This is a genomic window from Pseudomonas sp. SIMBA_041 (assembly GCF_046535095.1).
Classification (GTDB): domain Bacteria; phylum Pseudomonadota; class Gammaproteobacteria; order Pseudomonadales; family Pseudomonadaceae; genus Aquipseudomonas; species Aquipseudomonas mucoides.
In genome coordinates this window covers 147,149-167,950 of the sequence record NZ_JAWRXJ010000011.1, presented here as the reverse complement: position 1 = coordinate 167,950, position 20,802 = coordinate 147,149, and the positions used below count along the sequence as shown (strand labels likewise).

The 20,802-nt window shown below is 60.0% G+C and carries 19 protein-coding genes; 4 read left to right on the top strand and 15 right to left on the bottom strand.

Going from position 1 to position 20,802, the window contains the following annotated elements:
• Positions 1-131: 131 nt before the first annotated feature.
• From SB725_RS24825 to SB725_RS24795, 7 genes are all read right to left on the bottom strand, one after another.
• Positions 132-800, bottom strand: a complete 669-nt coding sequence (locus SB725_RS24825) for an HAD-IA family hydrolase (RefSeq protein WP_410922711.1) — start codon at positions 798-800, stop codon at positions 132-134.
• Positions 801-889: 89 nt separating this feature from the next.
• Positions 890-1,297 carry a response regulator gene (locus SB725_RS24820; RefSeq protein WP_027924696.1) on the bottom strand — a complete coding sequence of 136 codons (408 nt, stop codon included), beginning with the start codon at positions 1,295-1,297 and terminating at the stop codon, positions 890-892.
• Positions 1,298-1,409: 112 nt separating this feature from the next.
• A complete protein-coding gene (locus SB725_RS24815) occupies positions 1,410-3,017 on the bottom strand; it encodes a GMC family oxidoreductase (protein WP_410922710.1) in 1,608 nt (535 codons plus the stop codon).
• Positions 3,018-3,198: 181 nt separating this feature from the next.
• Positions 3,199-4,416 carry a mandelate racemase/muconate lactonizing enzyme family protein gene (locus SB725_RS24810; RefSeq protein ID WP_027924698.1) on the bottom strand — a complete coding sequence of 406 codons (1,218 nt, stop codon included), beginning with the start codon at positions 4,414-4,416 and terminating at the stop codon, positions 3,199-3,201.
• 1 nt (position 4,417) lies between these two features.
• Positions 4,418-5,737, bottom strand: coding sequence for an MFS transporter (locus tag SB725_RS24805; protein ID WP_059182705.1), 1,320 nt, complete (start codon positions 5,735-5,737; stop codon positions 4,418-4,420).
• Positions 5,738-5,894: 157 nt separating this feature from the next.
• Entirely contained in the window at positions 5,895-7,319 is a 1,425-nt protein-coding gene (gene aldA, locus SB725_RS24800) for an aldehyde dehydrogenase (protein ID WP_194940393.1), read from the bottom strand.
• 233 nt (positions 7,320-7,552) lie between these two features.
• Positions 7,553-8,485, bottom strand: coding sequence for a LysR substrate-binding domain-containing protein (locus SB725_RS24795; protein ID WP_059182704.1), 933 nt, complete (start codon positions 8,483-8,485; stop codon positions 7,553-7,555).
• Positions 8,486-8,670: 185 nt separating this feature from the next.
• Here SB725_RS24795 and SB725_RS24790 point away from each other — a divergent pair, with 185 nt between their 5' ends.
• Together SB725_RS24790 and SB725_RS24785 are read left to right on the top strand one after the other, a co-directional pair.
• Positions 8,671-9,849: a hypothetical protein gene (locus SB725_RS24790; RefSeq protein WP_410922709.1), complete on the top strand. Its 1,179-nt coding sequence runs from the start codon at positions 8,671-8,673 to the stop codon at positions 9,847-9,849.
• Positions 9,850-10,071: 222 nt separating this feature from the next.
• On the top strand, positions 10,072-10,947 hold the full coding sequence (locus tag SB725_RS24785) for a LysR substrate-binding domain-containing protein (protein ID WP_059182702.1): 876 nt from the start codon (positions 10,072-10,074) through the stop codon (positions 10,945-10,947).
• A gap of 126 nt (positions 10,948-11,073) precedes the next feature.
• Here SB725_RS24785 and SB725_RS24780 read toward each other — a convergent pair whose 3' ends face one another.
• The 7 genes from SB725_RS24780 to SB725_RS24750 form a co-directional block, all read right to left on the bottom strand.
• A complete protein-coding gene (locus SB725_RS24780; protein WP_410922708.1) occupies positions 11,074-12,438 on the bottom strand; it encodes an MFS transporter in 1,365 nt (454 codons plus the stop codon).
• 156 nt (positions 12,439-12,594) lie between these two features.
• Positions 12,595-14,028 carry an NAD-dependent succinate-semialdehyde dehydrogenase gene (locus SB725_RS24775; RefSeq protein ID WP_059182700.1) on the bottom strand — a complete coding sequence of 478 codons (1,434 nt, stop codon included), beginning with the start codon at positions 14,026-14,028 and terminating at the stop codon, positions 12,595-12,597.
• Positions 14,025-15,059 carry an aldo/keto reductase gene (locus SB725_RS24770; RefSeq protein ID WP_027924706.1) on the bottom strand — a complete coding sequence of 345 codons (1,035 nt, stop codon included), beginning with the start codon at positions 15,057-15,059 and terminating at the stop codon, positions 14,025-14,027. The genes SB725_RS24775 and SB725_RS24770 overlap by 4 nt, the downstream gene beginning before the upstream one ends.
• A gap of 10 nt (positions 15,060-15,069) precedes the next feature.
• Positions 15,070-15,582 (bottom strand): formaldehyde-activating enzyme, encoded by a 513-nt coding sequence (gene fae / locus SB725_RS24765; protein WP_008043405.1) that lies wholly within the window; start codon positions 15,580-15,582, stop codon positions 15,070-15,072.
• Between the two features lie 297 nt (positions 15,583-15,879).
• Positions 15,880-16,149, bottom strand: coding sequence for a pentapeptide MXKDX repeat protein (locus tag SB725_RS24760; protein WP_059182699.1), 270 nt, complete (start codon positions 16,147-16,149; stop codon positions 15,880-15,882).
• Between the two features lie 65 nt (positions 16,150-16,214).
• Positions 16,215-17,000, bottom strand: coding sequence for a molybdopterin-dependent oxidoreductase (locus SB725_RS24755; RefSeq protein WP_410922707.1), 786 nt, complete (start codon positions 16,998-17,000; stop codon positions 16,215-16,217).
• Entirely contained in the window at positions 16,997-17,617 is a 621-nt protein-coding gene (locus SB725_RS24750) for a cytochrome b/b6 domain-containing protein (protein WP_027924709.1), read from the bottom strand. Before SB725_RS24750 ends, SB725_RS24755 begins: the two co-directional genes overlap by 4 nt.
• A 166-nt stretch (positions 17,618-17,783) precedes the next feature.
• Between SB725_RS24750 and SB725_RS24745 the strand changes: the two genes are divergently transcribed.
• Positions 17,784-18,725, top strand: coding sequence for a class I SAM-dependent methyltransferase (locus SB725_RS24745; RefSeq protein WP_410922706.1), 942 nt, complete (start codon positions 17,784-17,786; stop codon positions 18,723-18,725).
• A 12-nt stretch (positions 18,726-18,737) separates the two neighbouring features.
• On the opposite strand, the gene SB725_RS24740 is transcribed toward SB725_RS24745, so the two are convergent.
• Positions 18,738-19,511 (bottom strand): helix-turn-helix transcriptional regulator, encoded by a 774-nt coding sequence (locus SB725_RS24740; RefSeq protein WP_027924711.1) that lies wholly within the window; start codon positions 19,509-19,511, stop codon positions 18,738-18,740.
• Between the two features lie 111 nt (positions 19,512-19,622).
• Here SB725_RS24740 and SB725_RS24735 point away from each other — a divergent pair, with 111 nt between their 5' ends.
• Entirely contained in the window at positions 19,623-20,726 is a 1,104-nt protein-coding gene (locus SB725_RS24735; RefSeq protein ID WP_410922705.1) for a polyamine ABC transporter substrate-binding protein, read from the top strand.
• The last annotated feature ends 76 nt before the right edge of the window (positions 20,727-20,802 follow it).

Sequence of the window (20,802 nt, the reverse complement as noted above, 5' to 3'; positions counted from 1 at the left end):
TCCGGGGATTTGTATTGACTGGGAGGGCCTCATCGTCGGAACGCCGCCCGGAGCCTGCTCGCGATAGCGGTGGGGCAGTCGGTATTGATGTGACTGATCCACCGCTATCGCGAGCAGGCCCACTCCTACAGTTAGATTTGCTTCAGGCGGAGATATTGGTCGGGATCCACGGATGCGCTGACCGACTGATAGTTGGCCAACAGGGCATGTTGTGTCTGGATCGGGTGCTCATGCGTTTCAGTGATAATCACCAAATCCGCCCCCGCCGCTTCTGCCGCGAGAATGCCTACAGGGGCATCTTCAAAGATCAGGCAATCCGTCACCTCGACACCCAGCCGCTTGGCGGCCAACCGATACCCCGCTGGATCCGGTTTCCCGGCGCTGACCTCTTCAGCCGTCACCATGACATCCGGCTCGGGAATGCCCGCCGCCCCCATCCGGCGCAACGCCAGCGTTCTGGGCGCGGACGTCACGATTGCCCATTGACCGGCCGGCAAGGACCGAAGGAATGCCGCCGCACCACGAACCTCGACAACCCCCTCCACGTCTTCTATTTCTGCCTCGGTAATCCACGCCGCTTCAGCTTCGGCATCTACACCCGGCAACCCCTGGCGGTTCACCGTGTCGATGGCGCGGACGCCGTGAATGGTTGGCAGGAAGGACGCAACATCCACCCCGTGGCGCACGGCCCAGGTCGTCCAGATCCGCTCGGCGGCGGCAATGGAATTGAGCACGGTGCCGTCCATGTCGAACAGGAACGCGCGGTACGGTGTGTTGAAAACGGATCGATGAGCAGACAAGGATGAGCTTCCTCTCGCAAGGGCCTGGCGGGTGTGCCGAGCAATGTAGCATTTACTTGCGAGACGGACTCATGCAGCGCAATAACGTTTCAGCTGAAGGGTTTGGACTTCAAGGCGTCCTTGACGCAGTCGAGCAGTTGGCCGAGTGCCCAGGGCTTTTTGATGAACGAAACGGGATGCCTGACACCGGAGCTTTCCGGGGTTTCGAAACCGGACATGATCATGATCGGTTTGTCGGGCCAGCGGTCGCCAAACTGATTGGCCAGGTCAGCGCCATTGAGCTTGCCCGGCATGGTGATGTCGGTGAGCAACAGGCGGACGTTGTCCGAGTGTTGCTCCAGGTAAGCGGAAGCGGCGTCCGCGCTGGTCTGTGGCTGAACCACAAAACCCTCTTCCTGAAGAATTTCGCAGAGAAACTCCAGGATCAACGGGTCATCCTCGACCACCAGAATCAACCCGCCAGTTACGTTCGTGCCCACCGTCGATACTGGCCCCATGATTTCAACACTCCCTGAATACACCCATGATTTTGCGCAATAAATCCGCTGCCTATCAGGTATGAGCAGCGGACTTGGCGGAAATTCATTTTTGATACAGGAGAAGACGAAATCAGGCGTCCTGCAAAATAAGGTCGGCGCCCTTCTCGGCCACCATCAGCACCGCCGCATGGGTATTGCCCGACGTCACGTTAGGAAAAATCGACGCATCGACGATGCGCAATCCCTCAAGACCATGGACTTTCAAACGCGGGTCGACCACGGACTTCTGCTCGTCCGAACCCATGGCACAGGAACCACACAGGTGGTAAATCGAACCACTGTTTTCGCGGAAATACTGCAGCATTTGCTCGTCGGTTTCGACGACCGGCCCCGGCAACACCTCTTCAACCGTGATGCCCTTGAGCGCCGGTGCCTGCATGATCTTGCGCATCAAGCGGCTGCCCTGAATGACCTCGTCGATGTCCTTCTGGGTGCTCAAGTAATTCGGATCAATCAGTGCGGCGTCCCGGGGATTTTTCGAGGCGATCTCGATGTGCCCGCGACTGGTCGGTCGGCATGGGTTGAAGCACAACAGGAAGCCTGAGTACGGCTCCGGTTTGAGGCTGGCCTTGTTGTTTTTCGGGATCTGGTACGACAGCGGGTTGAAGTACAGCTGCAGGTTGGGGTTGGTTTGCTGCTCGTTGCCACGGAAGAATCCGCCGGCCTGATTGACGCTCATCGCCAGCGCGCCCTTGCGGGTGAACAGGTATTTCAGACCGAGTTTGAACTGACCGAACAGCGAACTCAGCTCATCGTTAAGCGTCGGGATATTGGCCTTGTAGTAATAGCTGGCGCACAGATGATCCTGCAGGTTCTGACCCACCGCCGGCAGGTGCTTGACCATCGGGATGTTGTGCTTGGCCAGCAGCGCCTGATCCGCGACACCGGACAGTTGCAGGATCTTCGGCGTGTCCACCGCACCAGCGCAAAGAATCACTTCTTTGTTGGCGGTGAAGGTTCGCACCACGCCGTGCTGGGTAATGGAAATTCCAGTTGCGCGGCCGTTATCGAACAGCACTCGGTCCACCAGGGCGTAGTGCTCGACAGTCAGGTTCGGCCGGCTCAGGGCCGGGTGCAAATGGGCAAAGCTGCTGGAGCAACGCTGGCCATTTTTGGTGTTGACGTCGTAAATGCCCGAGCCTTCGAATTTCGGCCCGTTGAAGTCGTCGCTGTGCGGGTAACCGAGTTCATCGCAACCTTTGAGGAACACATCGCAGATCGGATGGGTCTGGCCCTTCATCGGCGTGATACTGATCGGGCCGCTGCCGCCGTGGTATTCGCTGTCGCCCAGCGGATGGTTTTCCAGTTTGCGGAAATACGGCAACACATCTTTAAAGCCCCAGCCTTCGTTGCCGTTGGCCGCCCAATCATCAAAGTCGTGGGCCTGGCCACGGACATAGATCATCGCGTTGATCGAACCCGAACCGCCCTGCACTTTGCCGCGTGGGGCGTAAATTTCGCGGTTGCTCAATTGCTTTTGTGGCTGGCTGTAGTACATCCAGTTGAAGGTTGGGTTGTAATACATTTTGGCGAAGCCGACCGGAATCTTGAACCACAAGGAACTGTCCTTGCCGCCCGCTTCCAGCAGCAACACCGAATGTTTGCCATTGGCCGAGAGCCGGTTGGCCAGAATGCAGCCTGCGGCGCCAGCGCCAGCGATGATGTAGTCGTAAGTCATGCAGGGTTACCGCGTAAGTCGTTGTACAAAAAAACCACCCATCCATCAGTCAAAACGCGATCCCTGTGGGAGCGAGCTTGCTCGCGAAGGCGTCGTGTCAGTCAACCTTAATGCTGAATGTCAGGCCTTCATCGCGAGCAAGCTCGCTCCCACAGGTTTTGCGAGTGGGCGGCAAATCCGCTCAGCCCCTGGCTGGCGATGTGTCTTTAACGTCCACCGGGGTCGGCGCCATTTGCAGGTGCAGGCGCTCGCCGGTGTACGGCGAATGCCTGCGCACCACGTCCATGTTCAGCTCCACGCCCAGGCCCGGCTCGGTGGACGGGATGATGTAGCCGTCCTCCCATTGCAGCGGCTTGGTCAGGACTTCGGCATGGAAACCGCCCCAGGTCATGATGCTTTCCTGGATCAGGAAGTTCGGCGTGCAAGTTGCCAACTGGAAACTCGCGGCCGCGCCAATCGGCCCGTTGTAGAGGTGTGGGGCGATTTGCGCGTAATAGGCTTCGGCCATGCTGGCGATCTTTTTCGCTTCCAGCAGACCACCGCAGCGGGCGACGTTCATCTGCAGAATCGACGCGCCACCGGCTTGCAGCAGCTTGAAGAATTCGTACTTGGTGGTCAGTCGCTCACCGGTGGCAATCGGAATCGAAGTCTTGGCCGCGACCTGCGCCATAGCTTCTTCCTGACCCGGCGGCACCGGCTCTTCGAACCACAGCGGGTCGTACTTCTCCAGGCGCTTGGCCAGCCGAATCGCCGAGGACGGCACCATTTGCCCGTGAGTCCCAAACAGCAGGTCGCACTTGTCGCCCACCGCTTCGCGGATCTTGCGGCAGAAGGTTTCGCAGCGCTCCAGCACTTCCAGCGAGATCTGATGCCCGGAATACGCGGTGTACGGCCCTGCCGGGTCGAATTTCACGGCGGTGAAGCCTTTGTTCATGTTCTCGATGGCGCACTCGGCGGCCAGGTCCGGGTCGTCGTAGTCGTACTCGCCCTTGCTGTTCACCGGGTAGAGGTAGGTGTAGGAACGCAGGCGTTCGTTGACCTTGCCGCCCAACAGTTCATACACCGGCTTGTTCGCCGCTTTGCCGATGATGTCCCAGCAGGCCATTTCCAGGCCGCTGACCACACCCATCATGGTCAGGTCCGGGCGCTGGGTGAAACCGCTCGAATAGGCCTGACGGAAGAAGCGTTCGATGTGGTGCGGGTCCTGGTTCAACAGGTAGCGTTCGAACACGTCTTCGATGATTGGCAACATGGCTTTAGGGCCGAAGGTCGCGGCGTAGATCTCGCCCACGCCTTCGATGCCGCAATCGGTTTTGATTTTGACGAACAGCCAGTACATCCCGCCGATGTGCGGTGGCGGTACGGCGACGATATGGGTTTCAAGGGCGACGATTTTCATCTCAGGCACCTGTCTTAATCAGGGATTTACGATTGATACGAGCACGCAAGGTCAGCGCCGCGAGGGTTCCCAGCAGGCCGACGAAAGCGATGTAGCCGAAATACAGCTTGTAACCAAAGGCACCCGGGAAATGCTCGGTAAGGTAGCCGTTGATCAACGGAATGAATGCGTCTGGCAGATAACCGACCACCGAGACAATGCCGATGGCCAGCCCCGTGATGCGCAGCGGAATGTTGCAGGTGTCGAGGATCGCCCAGTACAAACCGCGAATCGCATAGGTCATCAGGCCGATGAAAATCACCGTGCCGACCAACAGGCCCATGCTGTTGAGCGCCGGGAACACGATCAGTCCGACCATCGCCAACGTCGCGCAGAACAGCGCCACGATCAGCACCGAGATGTTCGAGAATTTGTCACCCAGCCAGCCACCGCCGATGCCGCCAATCGGGCGCATCCACAGTTTGATGGTGGTGATGGTGCCAGCCATGACCGCAGTCATGCCGCCGCCCTGCAGGTAATCGGAGAAGCTGTAGGTGGCCCAGAAGATGTGATAACCGCAGAACACGATGGCGGTGACCAGCCACAGCTCAGGGATTTTCACCAGGGTGGTCAGGTCGCTGAGCAGGTTGTACTTGCCCTTCTCCACCGCCGCCGTGTCTTCCATCGACTTCGGGTCCTTGATCAACACCAGCACACAGCCGATGGCGATACAGGTGAAGGCATACAGGTAGACCACATGCTTGAAGCCTTCAGCCGCCGACTCACCGCGAGTTTCGGTGGCGAAAGCAAACAGCCCCAGCGCGACCGTTGCCAGCAAGGCTTCGACCAGCCCGCGACCGCCGTCAAGGATGCCGAAGAAACGGCCCTGCTCGGTGTGATGGGCAATCATCTTCACGCGCTTGAGCACCGAGGCCCAGAACGTCAGGCCGGTGGTCAGGCCCCAGCATCCGAAGATGATCATCAACCCGGTCATCGACGGCGCAGTGGAGTACCACAGGCCCAGGGCACCGGTGGCAACCAGCGAGAAGAAAATCAGGAAGCGTGGGGCAATGCGATCCGCCAGCCAGCCACTCGGCAAGTAACTCAGGAGGAAAATCGTGCCGAGCATCGAATACAGATACCCCAGCTCGCTGTGGTTGATCTGGAACACTTCGAGCATGGTGGTCTGGTAGACCTGGCGCAGGTACAGGATCGGGTAGATCGCACCGGCGGCCAGCACCAATAACATCAATTGGAAATAGCGACTGCCCTTGTCACTCTGGCTGATTGAACCCGCATTCGAACCCTGAACAGCGGCAGCAGTGGATGCTTGCTTGGACATCTAGGTGACCTCTGGCCGCCCGGTGGTCCGGGTGGCCCTGTTAATTGTTTTTATTGGAGTGAAGCAGCTGCAAACGCCAAGCTGTAAGCGGCAAACCAGAGCCGGTTACCGTTCGCTTTTATTTGCAGCTTGAAGCGTGAAACTTGTCGCTGCCGCCCTAGTACTTCATGACCACGAGACGGGTCTGGGTGAATTCGAGCATGCCGTGCTTGCCGTCATCGCCGCCCAGGCCCGAGCGTTTCCAGCCGGCGTGGTAGCCCTGGTACGGATCGGCCGGGGTGCGATTGATGTAGAGCTCGCCGGCTTCGATGCCGTTGGCGACTTTCATCGTGGTGCGGTAGTTCTCGGTGTAGAGCACCGAGGCCAGGCCGAACTGATGGTCGTTGGCCATCGCCAGCGCTTCGTCGATGTCGCGGTACTTGAGCACCGGCAGCACCGGGCCGAAGATTTCTTCCTGGATGATTTCCATGTCCTGGCGGCAGCCGCTGAGCAGGGTCGGCGGGTAGAAATGGCCGTTGCCTTGCGGAATAAAACCACCGGTTTCCAGGACGGCGCCGTCCGCGATGGCGCGTTCGACCATGGCGTGGATGTTCTGCTGCGAACTGGCGTTGACCAACGGGCCCATGAAGCTGGCGTCGGTGGCGCGGTCGCCGAACTTCACGGCGCTGAGTTTCGTTTTCAGCAGCGCGAGGAATGGTTCATAGATGCTTTCCTGCACGTAGACCCGCTCCACCGCCGTGCACAACTGGCCGCAGTGGGTGGTTTTCGAGGCGACGATGGCAGTCGCGGCGGCTTCAAGGTCGGCGTCAGCTTCGATGATCGCCGGGGTTTTGCCGCCCAGTTCCAGCGATGGCTTGGCGATATTGGCCTTGCAGTAATCGAGCACGATGCGCCCGGCATTGACGCTGCCGGTCAGGGTGATCAGGCCCACAGCCTTGTGCGTGCAAACAGCTGCCGCAGTGGCGTGGTCCATGGTCAGGATGTTCACCACGCCGGCCGGCAGTCCGGATTGCGCCACAGCCTTGGCGATTTCAAAGGCCGAGGTCGGTGTGTTGTTGCTTGGACGCACCACCACGGTGTTGCCGGCAATCAGCGCCGGGGCGATTTTGCGCAGCAGCGTATAGACCGGGTAGTTGAACGGAATCAGGCACGCGACCACGCCAATGGCTTCGCGGTGCAGGAACAGGTTTTCGTTCGGGCTGTCGCTGGGAATGATCTCGCCTTCAATGCGGCGGGCCCATTCGGCGTGATAGCGGGTGATCTGCGCGGCGTAACGGGCTTCGTTGCTGGCATCGGCCACGCTTTTGCCGGACTCGGCGGCCAGGGCGGCGCCAATGTGTTCAGCGCAGGCGTCCAGGGCATCGGCGAAGGAACGCAGGTGTTCGGCGCGTTCGATACTGGTGAGTTTGCCCCAGACCTTTTGCGCGGCGGCAGCCGCTTCAACCGCGTTGACCGCTTCGACAGCGGTGGCGGCCGCGACGTGGCCGACCAATGCTTCGGTCGCCGGGTTATAGACTGCGATCAGCGCATCGCTGGCAGGTTCGATGAAGTGGCCGTTAACAAAATTTCGCTCGAGTCGCATGTGCATCGCCCATCGTTGTTTTTATCCAGTTCGAGCAGTCTTGGCATCCTGAGCGGGTTGAACAAACGATTTATTGAGCAGGCAAACATTCGAAAAATGCAGGTTACCCGCTGGAACGATGAGATCCCCTGTGGGAGCGAGCTTGCTCGCGATGGCGGTGTATCAGTCGACAACTGCATTGCCTGACACTCCGCCATCGCGAGCAAGCTCGCTCCCACAGGGATTTGTGGCGGTCAGAGAGCGGCGGTTGAGGGTTCGAGCTGCCGTTGCGCCAACCAGATTTCTTCCTGCAACCACTGGCTGAACACCTGCAATTGCGGCATCAGGGTCTGCTCCGGCCGGGTGACCAGCCAATAGGACTGGTGCCCTTCCACATGCACGTTGAGCACTTGAGTCAGCTGCCCGCTGGCCAGTTCCGGGGCGACCATGTGCCAGTCGGCGATGGTGATGCCCAGGCCATCGACGGCCGCACGAATGGCCAGGTCCAGCAGGTCGAATTCATACCCGCCCTGGGTGTCGACCCCGGTGATGCGTGCGGCGTCCAGCCAGTGTTTCCAGGTCAGGTAGCGCTGGTCTTCCCGGGCCAGCACATGCAGCAATGTCAGCCGATTGAGGTCGATGCCCTGCTCGCTCCACTCCCGCGCATACAAGGTCGGCGCGCACACCGCGATGTGCCGCTCCTGAATCAGCATCGAGCTGTTGAGGCCATCCCATTCGCCATCGCCGAAACGGATCGCACAGTCGAGGGTGCTGGTTTCCGCCAGGCTGTCCTGCAAGCGCGTGGTGATACTCAGTTCCAGCTCGGGATGCTTCTCGCGCAACCGCCCCAGACGCGGCATCAGCCAGCGGTTGGTAAAGGTCGGCGGCGCGTTGATGTGCAGGCGATTGGAATGGGTTTTCTGCTGGATGCTGCGCACCGTCAGCTCGATCTTGTCGAAGGATTGATGCAATGCCCGCAGTAATACCTTGCCGGCGCTGGTCAGTTCGAGGTGGTGGTGCCGGCGTTCCAGCAGGCTCTCGCCGAGCTGCTCCTCCAGCTGACGGACCTGGCGGCTGACCGCACTCTGGGTCACGTTCAACAACTCGGCGGCGCGGGTAAAACTACCGGTGCTGCCGGCCACTTCAAACGCCTTGAGGGCATTAAGACCGGGCATTTTGCGTTTCATGGAAAGCACTCGAGGACGTTAGCTGATCGGCCAAGCATCCCATGCTCGCCACACATTGTCCTACAGGATTTTCTCAGTAACATGCATCTGAGGAAGGTTTGCGCGCATTTTTAATCGTTTGTTCAACCCACCGTTCATCGCAAGACTGGCCGGCATCTCATATAAAAATAACCGAGAGCTGCCCCATGCCCTTCCCTGCTTCCCTGCGCCTAAGTCCTCTGTACATCGCTCTGTTCTGCACCTTTGCGGCTCCTGCCATGGCCGTGCAAGTGACCGACAATCTTGACCTCGGCGGCGCGGTTCGTGCGCGCTGGGACTACGACCCGGATCGCGACATCCAGAAGTTCGGCCTGGACACCATGTTCCTCAGCGCCAAGTACAACTCCGACAGCTGGATCGGCGAGGCCCAGTATCGTTTCTATGGCCGGTCTTATCCGTATCAATACACCAAGAACTATGGCGACATCCAGTTCGCCAAGTTCGCGTGGGCCGGCTACAAGTTCAACCCCGACCAGCAGGTGCAAGTAGGCCTGAACACGGTGCCGTTCGGTTTGCAGCCGTACTTCGGCAGCACCTTCTACGAAACCCTGGGCAACGTCATCGGCCTGGAAGATGTGCAACAGGTCGGCGCCAAGTACGTCCAGCAATCGGGCGACTGGAACCTCCAGGCCGGTTACTACTTGCGCCCGGCGTGGCAAGGCAAAGGCACCAGCAACGGGGTCACTTACTCCAGCGTGGTGTCCGAAGCCGACAGCTATGTCGCCGACGGCAGCAACAACCAGGAGCGCAACACCGTGGTGCTGCGGGTGGCCAAGGCGCTGGACCTGGGACCGTGGAAATCGGAGGTCGGGCTCTCCGGCCTGAGTTCGTCGCTGGAGAACAAGGACACCAATGCCGATGGCCGGCGCAATGCCGTGGCCATTCACTACCTGGGCAAGAACGGCCCGTGGGGTGTGCAGTTGCAAGCGGCACGGCAACAGATGTCGCCGCGTAACCCTGGCACCGATGAGTTGGTTACCCTTGGCGGTTATGACGGCACGTACAACGTTGCCAGTCGCGGCAACTTGTATGTGGCGGACATCAGTTACGACGTCGCCGGGAAATACCTGTTCGACCAGGTCAGCGGGGTCAAGCTGTACGCCAACTACAGCGCCTTCGATAAATCCGCCAGCGAGTTCAAGACGTCGGAGCGGGTGATTTTGGGCAGTTCGTTTTCGGTGAGTAAATTGTGGGTCGCAGCGGAGTGGTTGTTTGGCAAGAATGATCCGTATATCGGGGGGAGCAGTTACACCCAGAGTCTGGGGGCTGGCGGGAGTGATCAGTGGGAGAATCAGCTTTATGTGAACATTGGGTATTACTTCTGATCGGGTAGTTCTAGCGTCCTTGATAAAGTCATCGCGAGCAAGCTCGGCTCCTACAGGGTTTAGCGCACTCTTGCAGGAGCCGAGCTTGCTCGCGATGGCGTCAGCCTAAACAACACTTGCATCCGCCCATTGCTAATAGTCAGATAGGCACCACAGAGAACGCCACCAAAACAATAAACCGGCCCGACGCAACACCAGAGGCCGGTACGGAGTCCACCTTCGATGCGTCAACTGCCCTCGCTCAATATGCTGCGCGTCTTCGAAGAGGTCGCGCGTCATCGCAGCTTCAGCCAGGCGGCGCTCGGCCTCAACGTCACCCAAGGCGCCGTCAGCCGCCAGATCAAGCAACTGGAAGACTACCTCGGCGTCGCGCTGTTCGTGCGCACGCCCCAGGGTTTGTCGCTGACCGAATCCGGCATCGCCCTCTCCCCGCACCTCGCGGAAGCGTTCGACCACATTGAACGTGCCCTGCAAGCCGTGCGCGTACCCAACCTGCGCCAGCGCCTGAGAATCCTCGCGCCACCGACCTGGGCGACGCGCTGGTTGTCGGCGCATTTGCGCGTGTTCTGTCAGCGTTATCCCGACATCAGCCTGAGTGTGACCAATCAGGCCAGCCACGACAGCCTCGCGGAAATCGACTGCCACATCCGCTTCGGCCTCGAAGCCAACAGCCATTGCAGCAGCCAATTGCTGGTGATGGAACGACACATCGCCGTGGCCAGTCCGGAGCTGTTCAGCGACGGTCAGCCGCCGGATCTGCGGGGCTTTGCGCTGCTGCACATCCTGCACGATGGCAAACGCTTGAAGGTCTGGGAAAACTGGTTGGCGGCCATGGGACGCGACGATGTCGATGCCGCGCAAGGGCTGGAGTTCAGCACGCTGGATCAAGTGATCCACACCGCGCTGGCCGGGGGTGGCCTGGCGGTGATTGACCGGCAGATGATCGAGAAGGAATTGGCCAATGGCAGCCTGCTGCCGATTACCCCGGTGGAGGTGATCGGGCCGTATGGCTATTGGCTGGATGTGGCGAATGACAAGCAGGGGTTGTCGAAGGTGCGGTTGTTTACGGATTGGTTGGGATTGGTCAGCAATCCCTGAAGCCACCGACATTCTAATGTGGGAGCGGGCTTGCTCGCGAAGACGGAGTGTCAGTCAATATTGATGGTGACTGACACTCCGTCTTCGCGAGCAAGCCCGCTCCCACATGGGAACTTTGACAGTCTGTTAGATCGGGGCCGGGACTTTCGCCGCCACCGCCGCACCGCCCTCCACCGGGCTCTGCGCCTTGCATGCCTGGCTCAGTGTCAGTGATTTGGTTTCCGGTGCCCACGCCCAGGACAGCCAGGCGCCGATGGCCAGGATCGCCGCCAGAATCCCCATCGTCGGGCTCAAGCCGATCCCCGCCACACTCACCGGCAACAAGAACGTACTGATTGCCGAACCCAACCGGCTGACCGCCGTGGCCAGGCCAATCCCGCTGGCCCGCACTTCAGTCGGGAAGCTCTCGGCCGGGAACACGCCCACCAGGTTACTCACCGCCGACAACACCAGGGTAAACAGCCCGAACACCAGCACCATCAGGAACGCTGCGCTGCTCGGCAACACCGCCAGCATGAACAACGCGACCGCCAGAATGATGAACGAGTTGATCAAGAACCCGCGGCGCGAGAATTTGATCGTGCACCAGATCCCGATCAACGCGCCGAGGATCAGCAGCATGTTCAACATCAGTTCAGTGCCGAAGCCTTCAGCCAGGCCCATCTTCTGCAGAATCGACGGCAGGAAGGTGTAGATGGCGAAGTACGGCATGACGATGCAGACGAAAAACAGGCAGTTGAACGCGGTGCGTTTGCGGTATTCACGGCTGAACAGCACTGCGTAGCCGGAACGGGTTTCGGTGGATTGGGTTTCGTCGAGTTCGACGTTGGCGCCCAGATGCTTCTTGACGATTGCCCGCGCTTCGGCAATTCGGCCCTGGTTCACCAGCCAGCGCGGTGACTCTGGCGTGCCGATGCGCGCAATCAGAATCAACGCCGCCGGGATCGCCGAAGACGCCAGCATCCAGCGCCAGGCGTCATCACCCAGACTAAGCATGGCGGTGCCGACAAACGTCGCGGCCACGTAGCCGAAGGTCCAGATCACACTGAACGAACCGAGCAGCACGCCGCGATGCTTCTTCGGCGCGAATTCGGCCAGCATGGCGTGGCCGACACTGAAATCACCGCCCAGCCCGATGCCGATCAGCACCCGGCACAGAAACAGGCCCATCGCGGTTTCGGCGTAGAACTGCATGACCGAGGCGATAGTGATCAGGACAAAGCTGACCAGGAAGATTTTCTGACGGCCGACCTTGTCGGAGATCCAGCCGAAAAACAGGCTGCCGAGGAACAGGCCGATCAGGGCCGAAGCACCGATCAGTCCCTGCCAGAACGCATCCAGGTGCATCTGCGGGCTCAGCAAGGTGAACGCGATGCCGATCAGGCCGAGGATGTAGCCGTCGGTGAAATGCGCGCCGAAGGTCAGGCCGGCGATTTTCAGGTGAAAGCGCCCGATGGGCAGGTCGTCGATTTTTACCGGTTGTACGGACATGTAAATCTCCAATTGTTGTTATTGACGGAGAAATGAAACCGATCGCTGTTCTGTAGGAGTGAGCCTGCTCGCGATAGCAGTGTGTCAGTCGAAGCTGTGTTGCCTGACACACCGCCATCGCGAGCAGGCTCACGCCTACAAGGGGTGTGGTGGGGGTTAGAGGCCGCCCATCAACAGGTATTTGATTTCCAGGTAGTCATCCAGACCGTACTTCGACCCCTCGCGACCGAGGCCCGATTCCTTGATGCCGCCGAACGGCGCCACTTCCGTGGAAATGATCCCTTCGTTGATCCCGACCATCCCCGCTTCCAGTCCTTCGGCCATGCGCCACACGCGGCCGATGTCGCGGCTGTAGAAGTAGGCCGACAAACCGAATGGCGTGTCGTTGGCCTTTTGCAGCACTTCGGCTTCGTCCTTGAAACGGAAGCAGGCCGCCACCGGGCCGAATGTTTCTTCCTGCGCGATAAGCATTTCGCTGCTGGCTTCGGCGAGGATGGTCGGCTCGTAGAACGTGCCGCCGAGCGCATGACGACGGCCGCCACACAACAGCGTGGCGCCCTTCTCCAGTGCATCGCCGACGTGCAGTTCGACCTTGGCCAGCGCCGCCGCGTTGATCAGCGGGCCTTGCTCGGTTTCCCCGTCCAGCGCACTGCCGACGCGCATCGCCGCAACGGCTTCCGCGAGTTTGCCGGTGAAGGCTTCGTAGACGCCGTTCTGAATAAAGAAGCGGTTCACACAGACGCAGGTCTGCCCGGTGTTGCGGAACTTCGAGGCCATCGCGCCTTTGACCGCAGCGTCCAGATCGGCATCGTCGAAGACAATGAACGGCGCGTTGCCGCCCAGTTCCAGCGAGACCTTTTTCAGGGTTTCCGCCGCCTGGCGCATCAGCAATTTGCCGGTGCGCGTGGAGCCGGTGAACGACAGTTTGCGCACGATGCTCGACGCTTGCAGCGCCCCACCGATGGCCACCGCATCGCCAGACACAATGTTGAACACCCCCGCCGGAATACCCGCTTGCTCCGCCAACACCGCCAGGGCGAAGGCCGACAGCGGCGTTTCTTCCGAAGGCTTGAGGATCATCGTGCAACCGGCGGCCAATGCCGGACCGACCTTGCGCGTGACCATGGCCAACGGGAAGTTCCACGGGGTGATCGCGGCGACCACGCCGATGGCTTCCTTGACCACGATGATCCGCGCATCGGCCTTGTGGCTCGGGATCACGTCGCCGTAAGCACGCTTGGCCTCTTCGGCAAACCACTCCAAAAAACTCGCGGCGTAGACCACTTCGCCCATGGCCTCGGCCAATGGCTTGCCTTGTTCGCGGCTGAGCAGAGTCGCCAAGTCCTTCTGGTTACTCAGCATCAGCTCGCTCCAACGCTTGAGCTTCTGGCTGCGCTCCTTGGCAGTGAGCTTGCGCCACGCCGGCAATGCACGGTTGGCGGCTTCAATCGCCCGATTGGTTTCTTCGGCGCCAGCCTTTTGTACTTCGGTGATCAACTCGCCGTTGGCCGGGTTGAACACCGGGTAAGTCGGGCCACCAGACGACCATTGGCCGTCGATGAAATTACCCGTGCGAATCAGCGCGCTCATGCCACAGCCTCAGTCAGAATGAAGCGTTCCAGACCCGGACGGGCCGAACGCAAGATACGTTTGCCGGCGGTGTAATCGTTGATCACGTCGCACGGGGTGTAATTGCGTTCCAGTTCGTGCAGTTCTTCGGCGTCAAGTCTGGTATCGAGCGCGGCCAGTGCACTGTCGAACTGTTCGGTGGTGTCAGCGCCCACCAGCATGCAATCCACACCCGGATGGTTGGCCACCCAGGCCTGGGCAATTTGCGCGTTGGACACGCCACGGGCACGGGCGACACGTTGCACCGAATGGGCGATTTCGAACGAGGCTTCGTCGCTGTACATCTGCTGCGTGAAAAAGTCGGTCTGGTTGCGGGTCGACTGCACGTCGCCGGTCAGCAAGCCACGGGCCAGCGGGCTGAACACCGAGACACCGAGGCCTTGGTCGCGGCAGAACGGAATCATCTCGCGCTCTTCTTCGCGGTAGGCGCAGTTCAATTGCAGCTGCATGTTGATCGGCTTGACCCAACCGTTGCGCTCACAGGCCATGAGGATCTTCGCCAATTGCCCGGTGAGCATGGTCGAGACGCCGATGTAACGGGCCTTGCCGGAGCGCACGATGTCGTTCATGGCGCTCATGGTTTCTTCGACCGGGGTGTTCACATCGAAGTAATGCAGCATGAACACATCGACGTAATCCATGTTCAAGCGCTTCAGCGACGCGTCGATGCTGTCCATGATGTGTTTGCGCGAATGGCCACTGGCATTGATGCCGTTGCGGGTGCCGTAGCCGACTTTGGTGGTGATCACCAGGTCTTCGCGACGGGCCAGGCGCTTGACGATGCGCCCTACCACTTCTTCGCCGACACCGGCGGAATAGAAGTCCGCCAGGTCGATGAAGTTGACGCCGTTGTCGAGGGCGTGCGCGACGATTGGCTCGCTTTTCTTCTCGTCGAAGATCCACGGTTTCCAGTCCGGAGTGCCCATGTTCATCGTGCCCAGGCACAGACGGGAGACTTGCAGGCCGGAGTTGCCCAAACGAATGTATTGCATGGCGCGGACCTCAGGCTTTTGGCGTGTAGAAAGGGTTGCTGATGTGATTGACCACATCCGCCAGTTGCGCGGTTTCCGGCTTGCCGGTCAGCGCGGCACGGATCGCCGTGCGGCAGGCGTTGTAGTTATTCAAGTAGACCGCATCGAGGTCATCGCAAGCCGGGTTGACCCAGTTAGCGGTGACGATGGCCCATTCGTCTTCGGCTTCCGGCGGCAAGGTGCCGTCCAGCAGCGCTTCGAGTACTGCCTTGGCGATACCGGCCTGCGACGCGCCCCAGGTAGCGTTGCCGTGCAGGTCGCTGCTGATCGCGGCTTTGTTGACGTAAAGGGTCATCGGCTTGACCGGAATGTTCGGCTGGGCAATCACCATGAACGGGCAATGACCCTGGCTAGGCGACGCCAGGCTGTTGGCAAACGCCTGGCCGGCCGGGCCATTGCGCGGGCCGATCAGAATGTTGATGTGCGCGGCGTTCACGCCCGGGCCTTCGAAACCTTCACCGATGTACAGGTCGAGTTCTTTCATGAGTCGTTACTCTTCAGGGAGTTGAGGTTGATCAGAAACGCACGCAGGCAGCGGGCCTGGCGTGGCAAATGTCGGGGTTCGAAGAGCGCAGCAGGTCGCTGGCGAAGACGCGGCAGTGATGATGAGTCATGGTTGCAAACGCTCTTTTTTGTTGTTGATGAGCTGGTTTGCGATTTTTTAACACTGGGGGTTTGCGGGGCTGTAACCATTAAAAGTCATGAGGGTATGAGTTCAAGTCATACCCGGTAAAACCTGTGGGAGCGAGTTTGCTCCCCGCAGGTTTCGGGAAGGATTGGACTATTGCGACATGGCGTCTTTTTTCATGGCGTCTTTGCTCATGCTGTCCTTGGACATTGCATCTTTGGACATGCTGTCTTTCTTCATGGTGTCCTTGGCCATGGCATCCTTTTTCATCGTTGTGTCTTTTTTCATGGTGTCTTTGGACATGGCATCCTTGGACATCGTGTCCTTGCTCATGCTGTCGCTGCTGGTGGTATCGGCAGCGAAAACACTGGCGGCACCCAGTGCGATGCACATGGACAGGACGGCGGTGGCTAACTTTTTCATGATCAAACTCCTCGAAGCGCAGGTTACGAATGAACGCAGCGTGGGCTGCGTGATGAATGTGTCTGTCAGCTGCCACCGAACCAGTTGTAACCCTGGTCTTCCCAGTAGCCACCGCTGTAGGTATTGCTGACGAAAATCGCCTGAATGTGTTTGGGGTTTTTGTAGCCCAGCTTGGTGGGCATGCGCAGTTTCATGGGGAAGCCGTACTGGCGAGGCAGCACCGCGCCGTCATAGGTCAGCGTCAGCAAGGTTTGCGCATGCAGCGCCGTGGCCATGTCGATGCTGGTGTAATAATCGTCTGCACATTTGAAACCGACGTACCGGGCATCGGTGTCTGTGCCGACGCGCTTCAGGAAGTCGCTGAACCGGACGCCTCCCCACCGTCCGATGGCGCTCCAGCCTTCGACGCAAATATGCCGGGTGATTTGTTCGGTTTGTGCCATGGCGCGCAGTTCTTCGAGCCGCCAACTGTGTTTGTCCGCGACCATGCCGGTCACTTCCAGCCGATAGGACTCCTCCTCCACCGTCGGTGCTTCGTCAATGCCGTAGAAGGCATTGAAGGGAAACGGCCGGGTGATCATGGATTCCGGGTAGGTCGGCGCCATGGCGTCGGGATTGAACAACCAGCCTTGCACCCGATCGTTGAAGCGCGACATGGACGACAACGCGGTCTCGACGCTTTCGTTGTCAGTCAGGTTGCAGCCAGACAGCATCGCCACACCGCCGAGGGTCAGGCCGCGCAGCAGAAACGCGCGACGCGAGCGGTCGGGGATCTGCGGGGCGAGTATTTTTCGGGCGTCTGTCAGGATCGATGACTCGTCCAGCCCGGAACTTTCGATGCGCTTTTTCATACCCGCTCCTTGCGGCCGACGATCATCGCCCACAACGTTTTTGGCACCAGTGCGACCATCACCAGATGCACCGCGACAAAAGCAACCAACAGCGACATTGCAAAGAAATGCACCCGTCGCGCGCCTTCGTAGCCCGCCAGCAGTTCACGCAACAGCGGGAACTGGACCGACTTCCAAAGCACCAGCCCGGAGACCACCAACAGCGTGATGTCGACCATCACGAACAGGTAGGCCACCCGTTGCACCTGGTTGTAATGACTCAGGTCGGCATGGCTCAACCGCCCTCTCAATGCGGCCCACAGGTCATGCAGGACACCTTTGGGAGAGACGGGTAGAAAACGGCGCTTCAGACGACCGCTGAACAGATTGATGCCGAGATAAATCAGGCCATTGAGGGCCAGAAACCACATCGCCGCGAAGTGCCATTGCAGCGCACCGCCGAGCCAGCCGCCCAGCGTGATCGACTTGGGAAAGCTGAAGTCATAAATCGGCGAGGCGTTATAGATACGCCAACCACTGGTGACCATGACCAGCACGGCCAGGGCGTTCAGCCAATGGGTCAGCCGTAACCAGCGAGGATGGCTACTGACAGAGGGTGAAGCAGATAGCTGCGACATGTCCGGCTCCCTGCGATTGATCATTGGGGCCGAGTATGGGAGCCGATTGATCGCCAAATCCTCACGTAAAGTTAAATTAAACGTGATAACTCCCGACGCGTTGCAACACGCCTTGCCCTGCATTTGTGGTTAAAATGCCGCCCCCTCAAATTGCCGACCCTGCCCGATGAACTCAGACGCACTTGCCACCCTCCACGCCCACCTGCTGACGGCCCTGGCAACGGCCCCAGCGGAAACCCGCCGCTTGTTTCACGGCCGTGGCCGCTGCTGGCCGGGGCTGGAGCAATTGACCGTCGACTGGTTGCAGGGGGTAGTGCTGGTCGCGCTGTTCAAAGAGCCGGAAGCGTCGCAGCTGGAAGCGTTGAAACAACTGCTGATCCAGATCACCCAGTCACCCGAGTGGGCACAATCCGGCGCGCACACCTTGCTGTTGCAACATCGCTACTTGCTGCAAAGCACCACCGAGTGGCTGCTGGGCGAGGTGATCGACGAGATGACGATCACCGAGGGTGGCTTGCGTTATCGCGTGGACCTGGGCCGCAAGCAGAACACCGGGCTGTTTTTAGACATGCGTTATGGCCGTGACTGGGTGCGGGCCAATGCCCACGGCAAGCGCGTATTGAACCTGTTTGCCTACACCTGCGGCTTCTCGGTCGCCGCCATCGAGGGTGGCGCCGAGCACGTGGTCAATCTGGACATGTCCAGCCCGGCCCTGAGCCGTGGGCGCGAGAATCACCGGCTCAACGGGCACGATTTGAGCCAGGTCAGTTTTCTGGGCCATGACCTGTTCAAGTCCTGGGGCAAAGTGATTGGCAAGGGGCCTTATGACCTGGTGATCATCGACCCGCCGTCCTTTCAGAAAGGCAGTTTTTTGCTGACCAAGGATTACCAGCGTGTGTTGCGCCGGTTGCCGGAATTGCTCAGCCCTGCGGGCACGGTGCTGGCGTGCATGAATGACCCGGCGTTTGGGTCTGATTTCCTGATCGATGGGGTGATGCGTGAAGCGCCGAGTTTGCGTTTTGAGCAGCGGCTGGAGAACCCGCCGGAGTTTCCGGATGCCGATGTTGAGTGTGGGTTGAAAGCGTTGGTGTTCAAGCTGGGCGATTGAGTCTTGCCGGGCTCAACGCGGCTGCAACACCAACGCAAACAACTCCCCATGCCCGGTCACATTAAGCTTGTGATAGACATTGCGCCGATGCACTTTCACCGTCTCCGGTGAGATGCCCATGTGCTGGGCGATGGCCTTGCTGGAGAAGCCCTGAAGGATCAGCCGAGCGGTTTCGATTTCCCGTACCGACAGGCGCGCGTCGAAGCGGTCCAGCAACGTCGCGAGATCGCCGGCCACCGGTTCAGCGGTCGCGCCTTCCGGCGGCATCAATTGCAGATGGCGGCGCATCGCCGACAGCACCCATTCGCGCACGCACAGCAGACGGCCCTGCTCTTCCAGGCTGAACCGCGTCGAACGTCCCAGCGACAAACCCAACACCGCCCCATCAACGTGGACCATGAACTGCAACTCGTCCGCCCCCACCACCGAGCGGAAGTAACTCAGGTAGTACTCGCTCTGCTGGAACTGGTCGGGCGCCACCGATTCGAGGCTGTGCAGGCCCTCGGCAATACCGGCGCAAGCCGCCTGGTAAAAGGGGTCGAGCAGGTACATGCCGGCGCTGTAGTCCGCCAGTTCTTCGTGCTCGGCGGCACCGCCCTTCGAATCGAAATCAATCAGCAAACGCGGGACCCGCCCCGCGCGCATCACCGCGACCAGCGCATTGTCCAGCGGCACCAGCAGCCGCAATGTGTCGACCAGCGCCCGCCAGAACCCGTCCTGCCCCAACGCGCCAAACACCCGCGCCAGCGACTGGTGCACCGGCAGCTCTTTCAACAATGCGTCCACGCACTACCCCTTTCGAGTAACCCATGATGGGAATGGGTGAGTCCCCCGCCTGCCAGTACGCTGCAAGCACCTGTTCATCACCGGCCTGCAGCAAGCCAGGAGTGCCGCATCATGAGTCGTCACCGCTCGCATATCAATCTTGGACTGGGCGCCTGTTTGTGCGTCTCGTTGTCGGCCATGGCCACCGATGCCCCGACGGTGCATGTCTACAACTGGTACGACTACATCGGACCCGACACCCTGCACGACTTCAAGCGCGACACCGGGATCGAACCGGTCTACGACACCTTCGACAGCGCAGAAGTACTCGAAGGCAAACTGCTGACCAGCCGCAGCGGCTACGACGTGGTGGTGGCGAGCAACTTCAGTCTGCCGACGCTGATCAAGGCCGGCGCCCTCGCCCCGTTGCCCCACGCACAAATGCCTGACTTCAAGAACATGGACAGCGACCTGCTGGCGAAACTCGCCAACAACGATCCGGGCAACCAGTACGCAGTGCCGTACCTGTGGGGCACCAACGGGATTGGCTACAACATCGACAAGGTCCGCGCGGCGTTGGGCGACAAGGCGCCGGTGGATTCCTGGGACCTGGTGTTCAAGGAAGAGAACCTGGCCAAGCTCGGTCAATGTGGCGTGGCGATGCTCGACTCGCCGTCGGAAATGCTCCCGGTCGCCCTGCACTACCTGGGCTTGCCACCGAACAGCACCAACCCTGAAGACTACAAGAAGGCCGAGGCGCTGCTGCTGAAGTTGCGTCCGCACATCGCGTACTTCAACTCGTCCAAATTCATCAGCGACCTGGCCAACGGCAACATCTGCGTGGCGGTGGGCTGGTCTGGCGCGATGCTGGAAGCCAAGACCAACGCCGAGCAGGCCAACAACGGCGTGAAGATCGCCTACAGCCTGCCGAAGGAAGGCGCGCCGGTCTGGTTCGACACGCTGGTGCTGCTCAAGGACGCACCGCATCCGCAACAAGGCCTGGCCTTTATCGACTACCTGATGCGCCCCGAAGTCATCGCCCCGGTCAGCGATCACCTGAACTACCCCAACGGCAACCGCAGCGCGACACCGTTGGTGGCCGTAGCGACCCGCACCAACCCGGCGGTGTATCCGTCGGCTGAAGCGCTGGCCACGTTGTTCACCCTTCAACCGCTGCCGCCTGCGACTGAACGAGTGCGCACGCGGGTCTGGAGCAAGGTCAAAAACGGCCAGTGAGAACCCTGTAGGAGTGAGCCTGCTCGCGATGGGGCCATCACCTTCAACATCGATGGCGACTGATCCACCGCTCTCG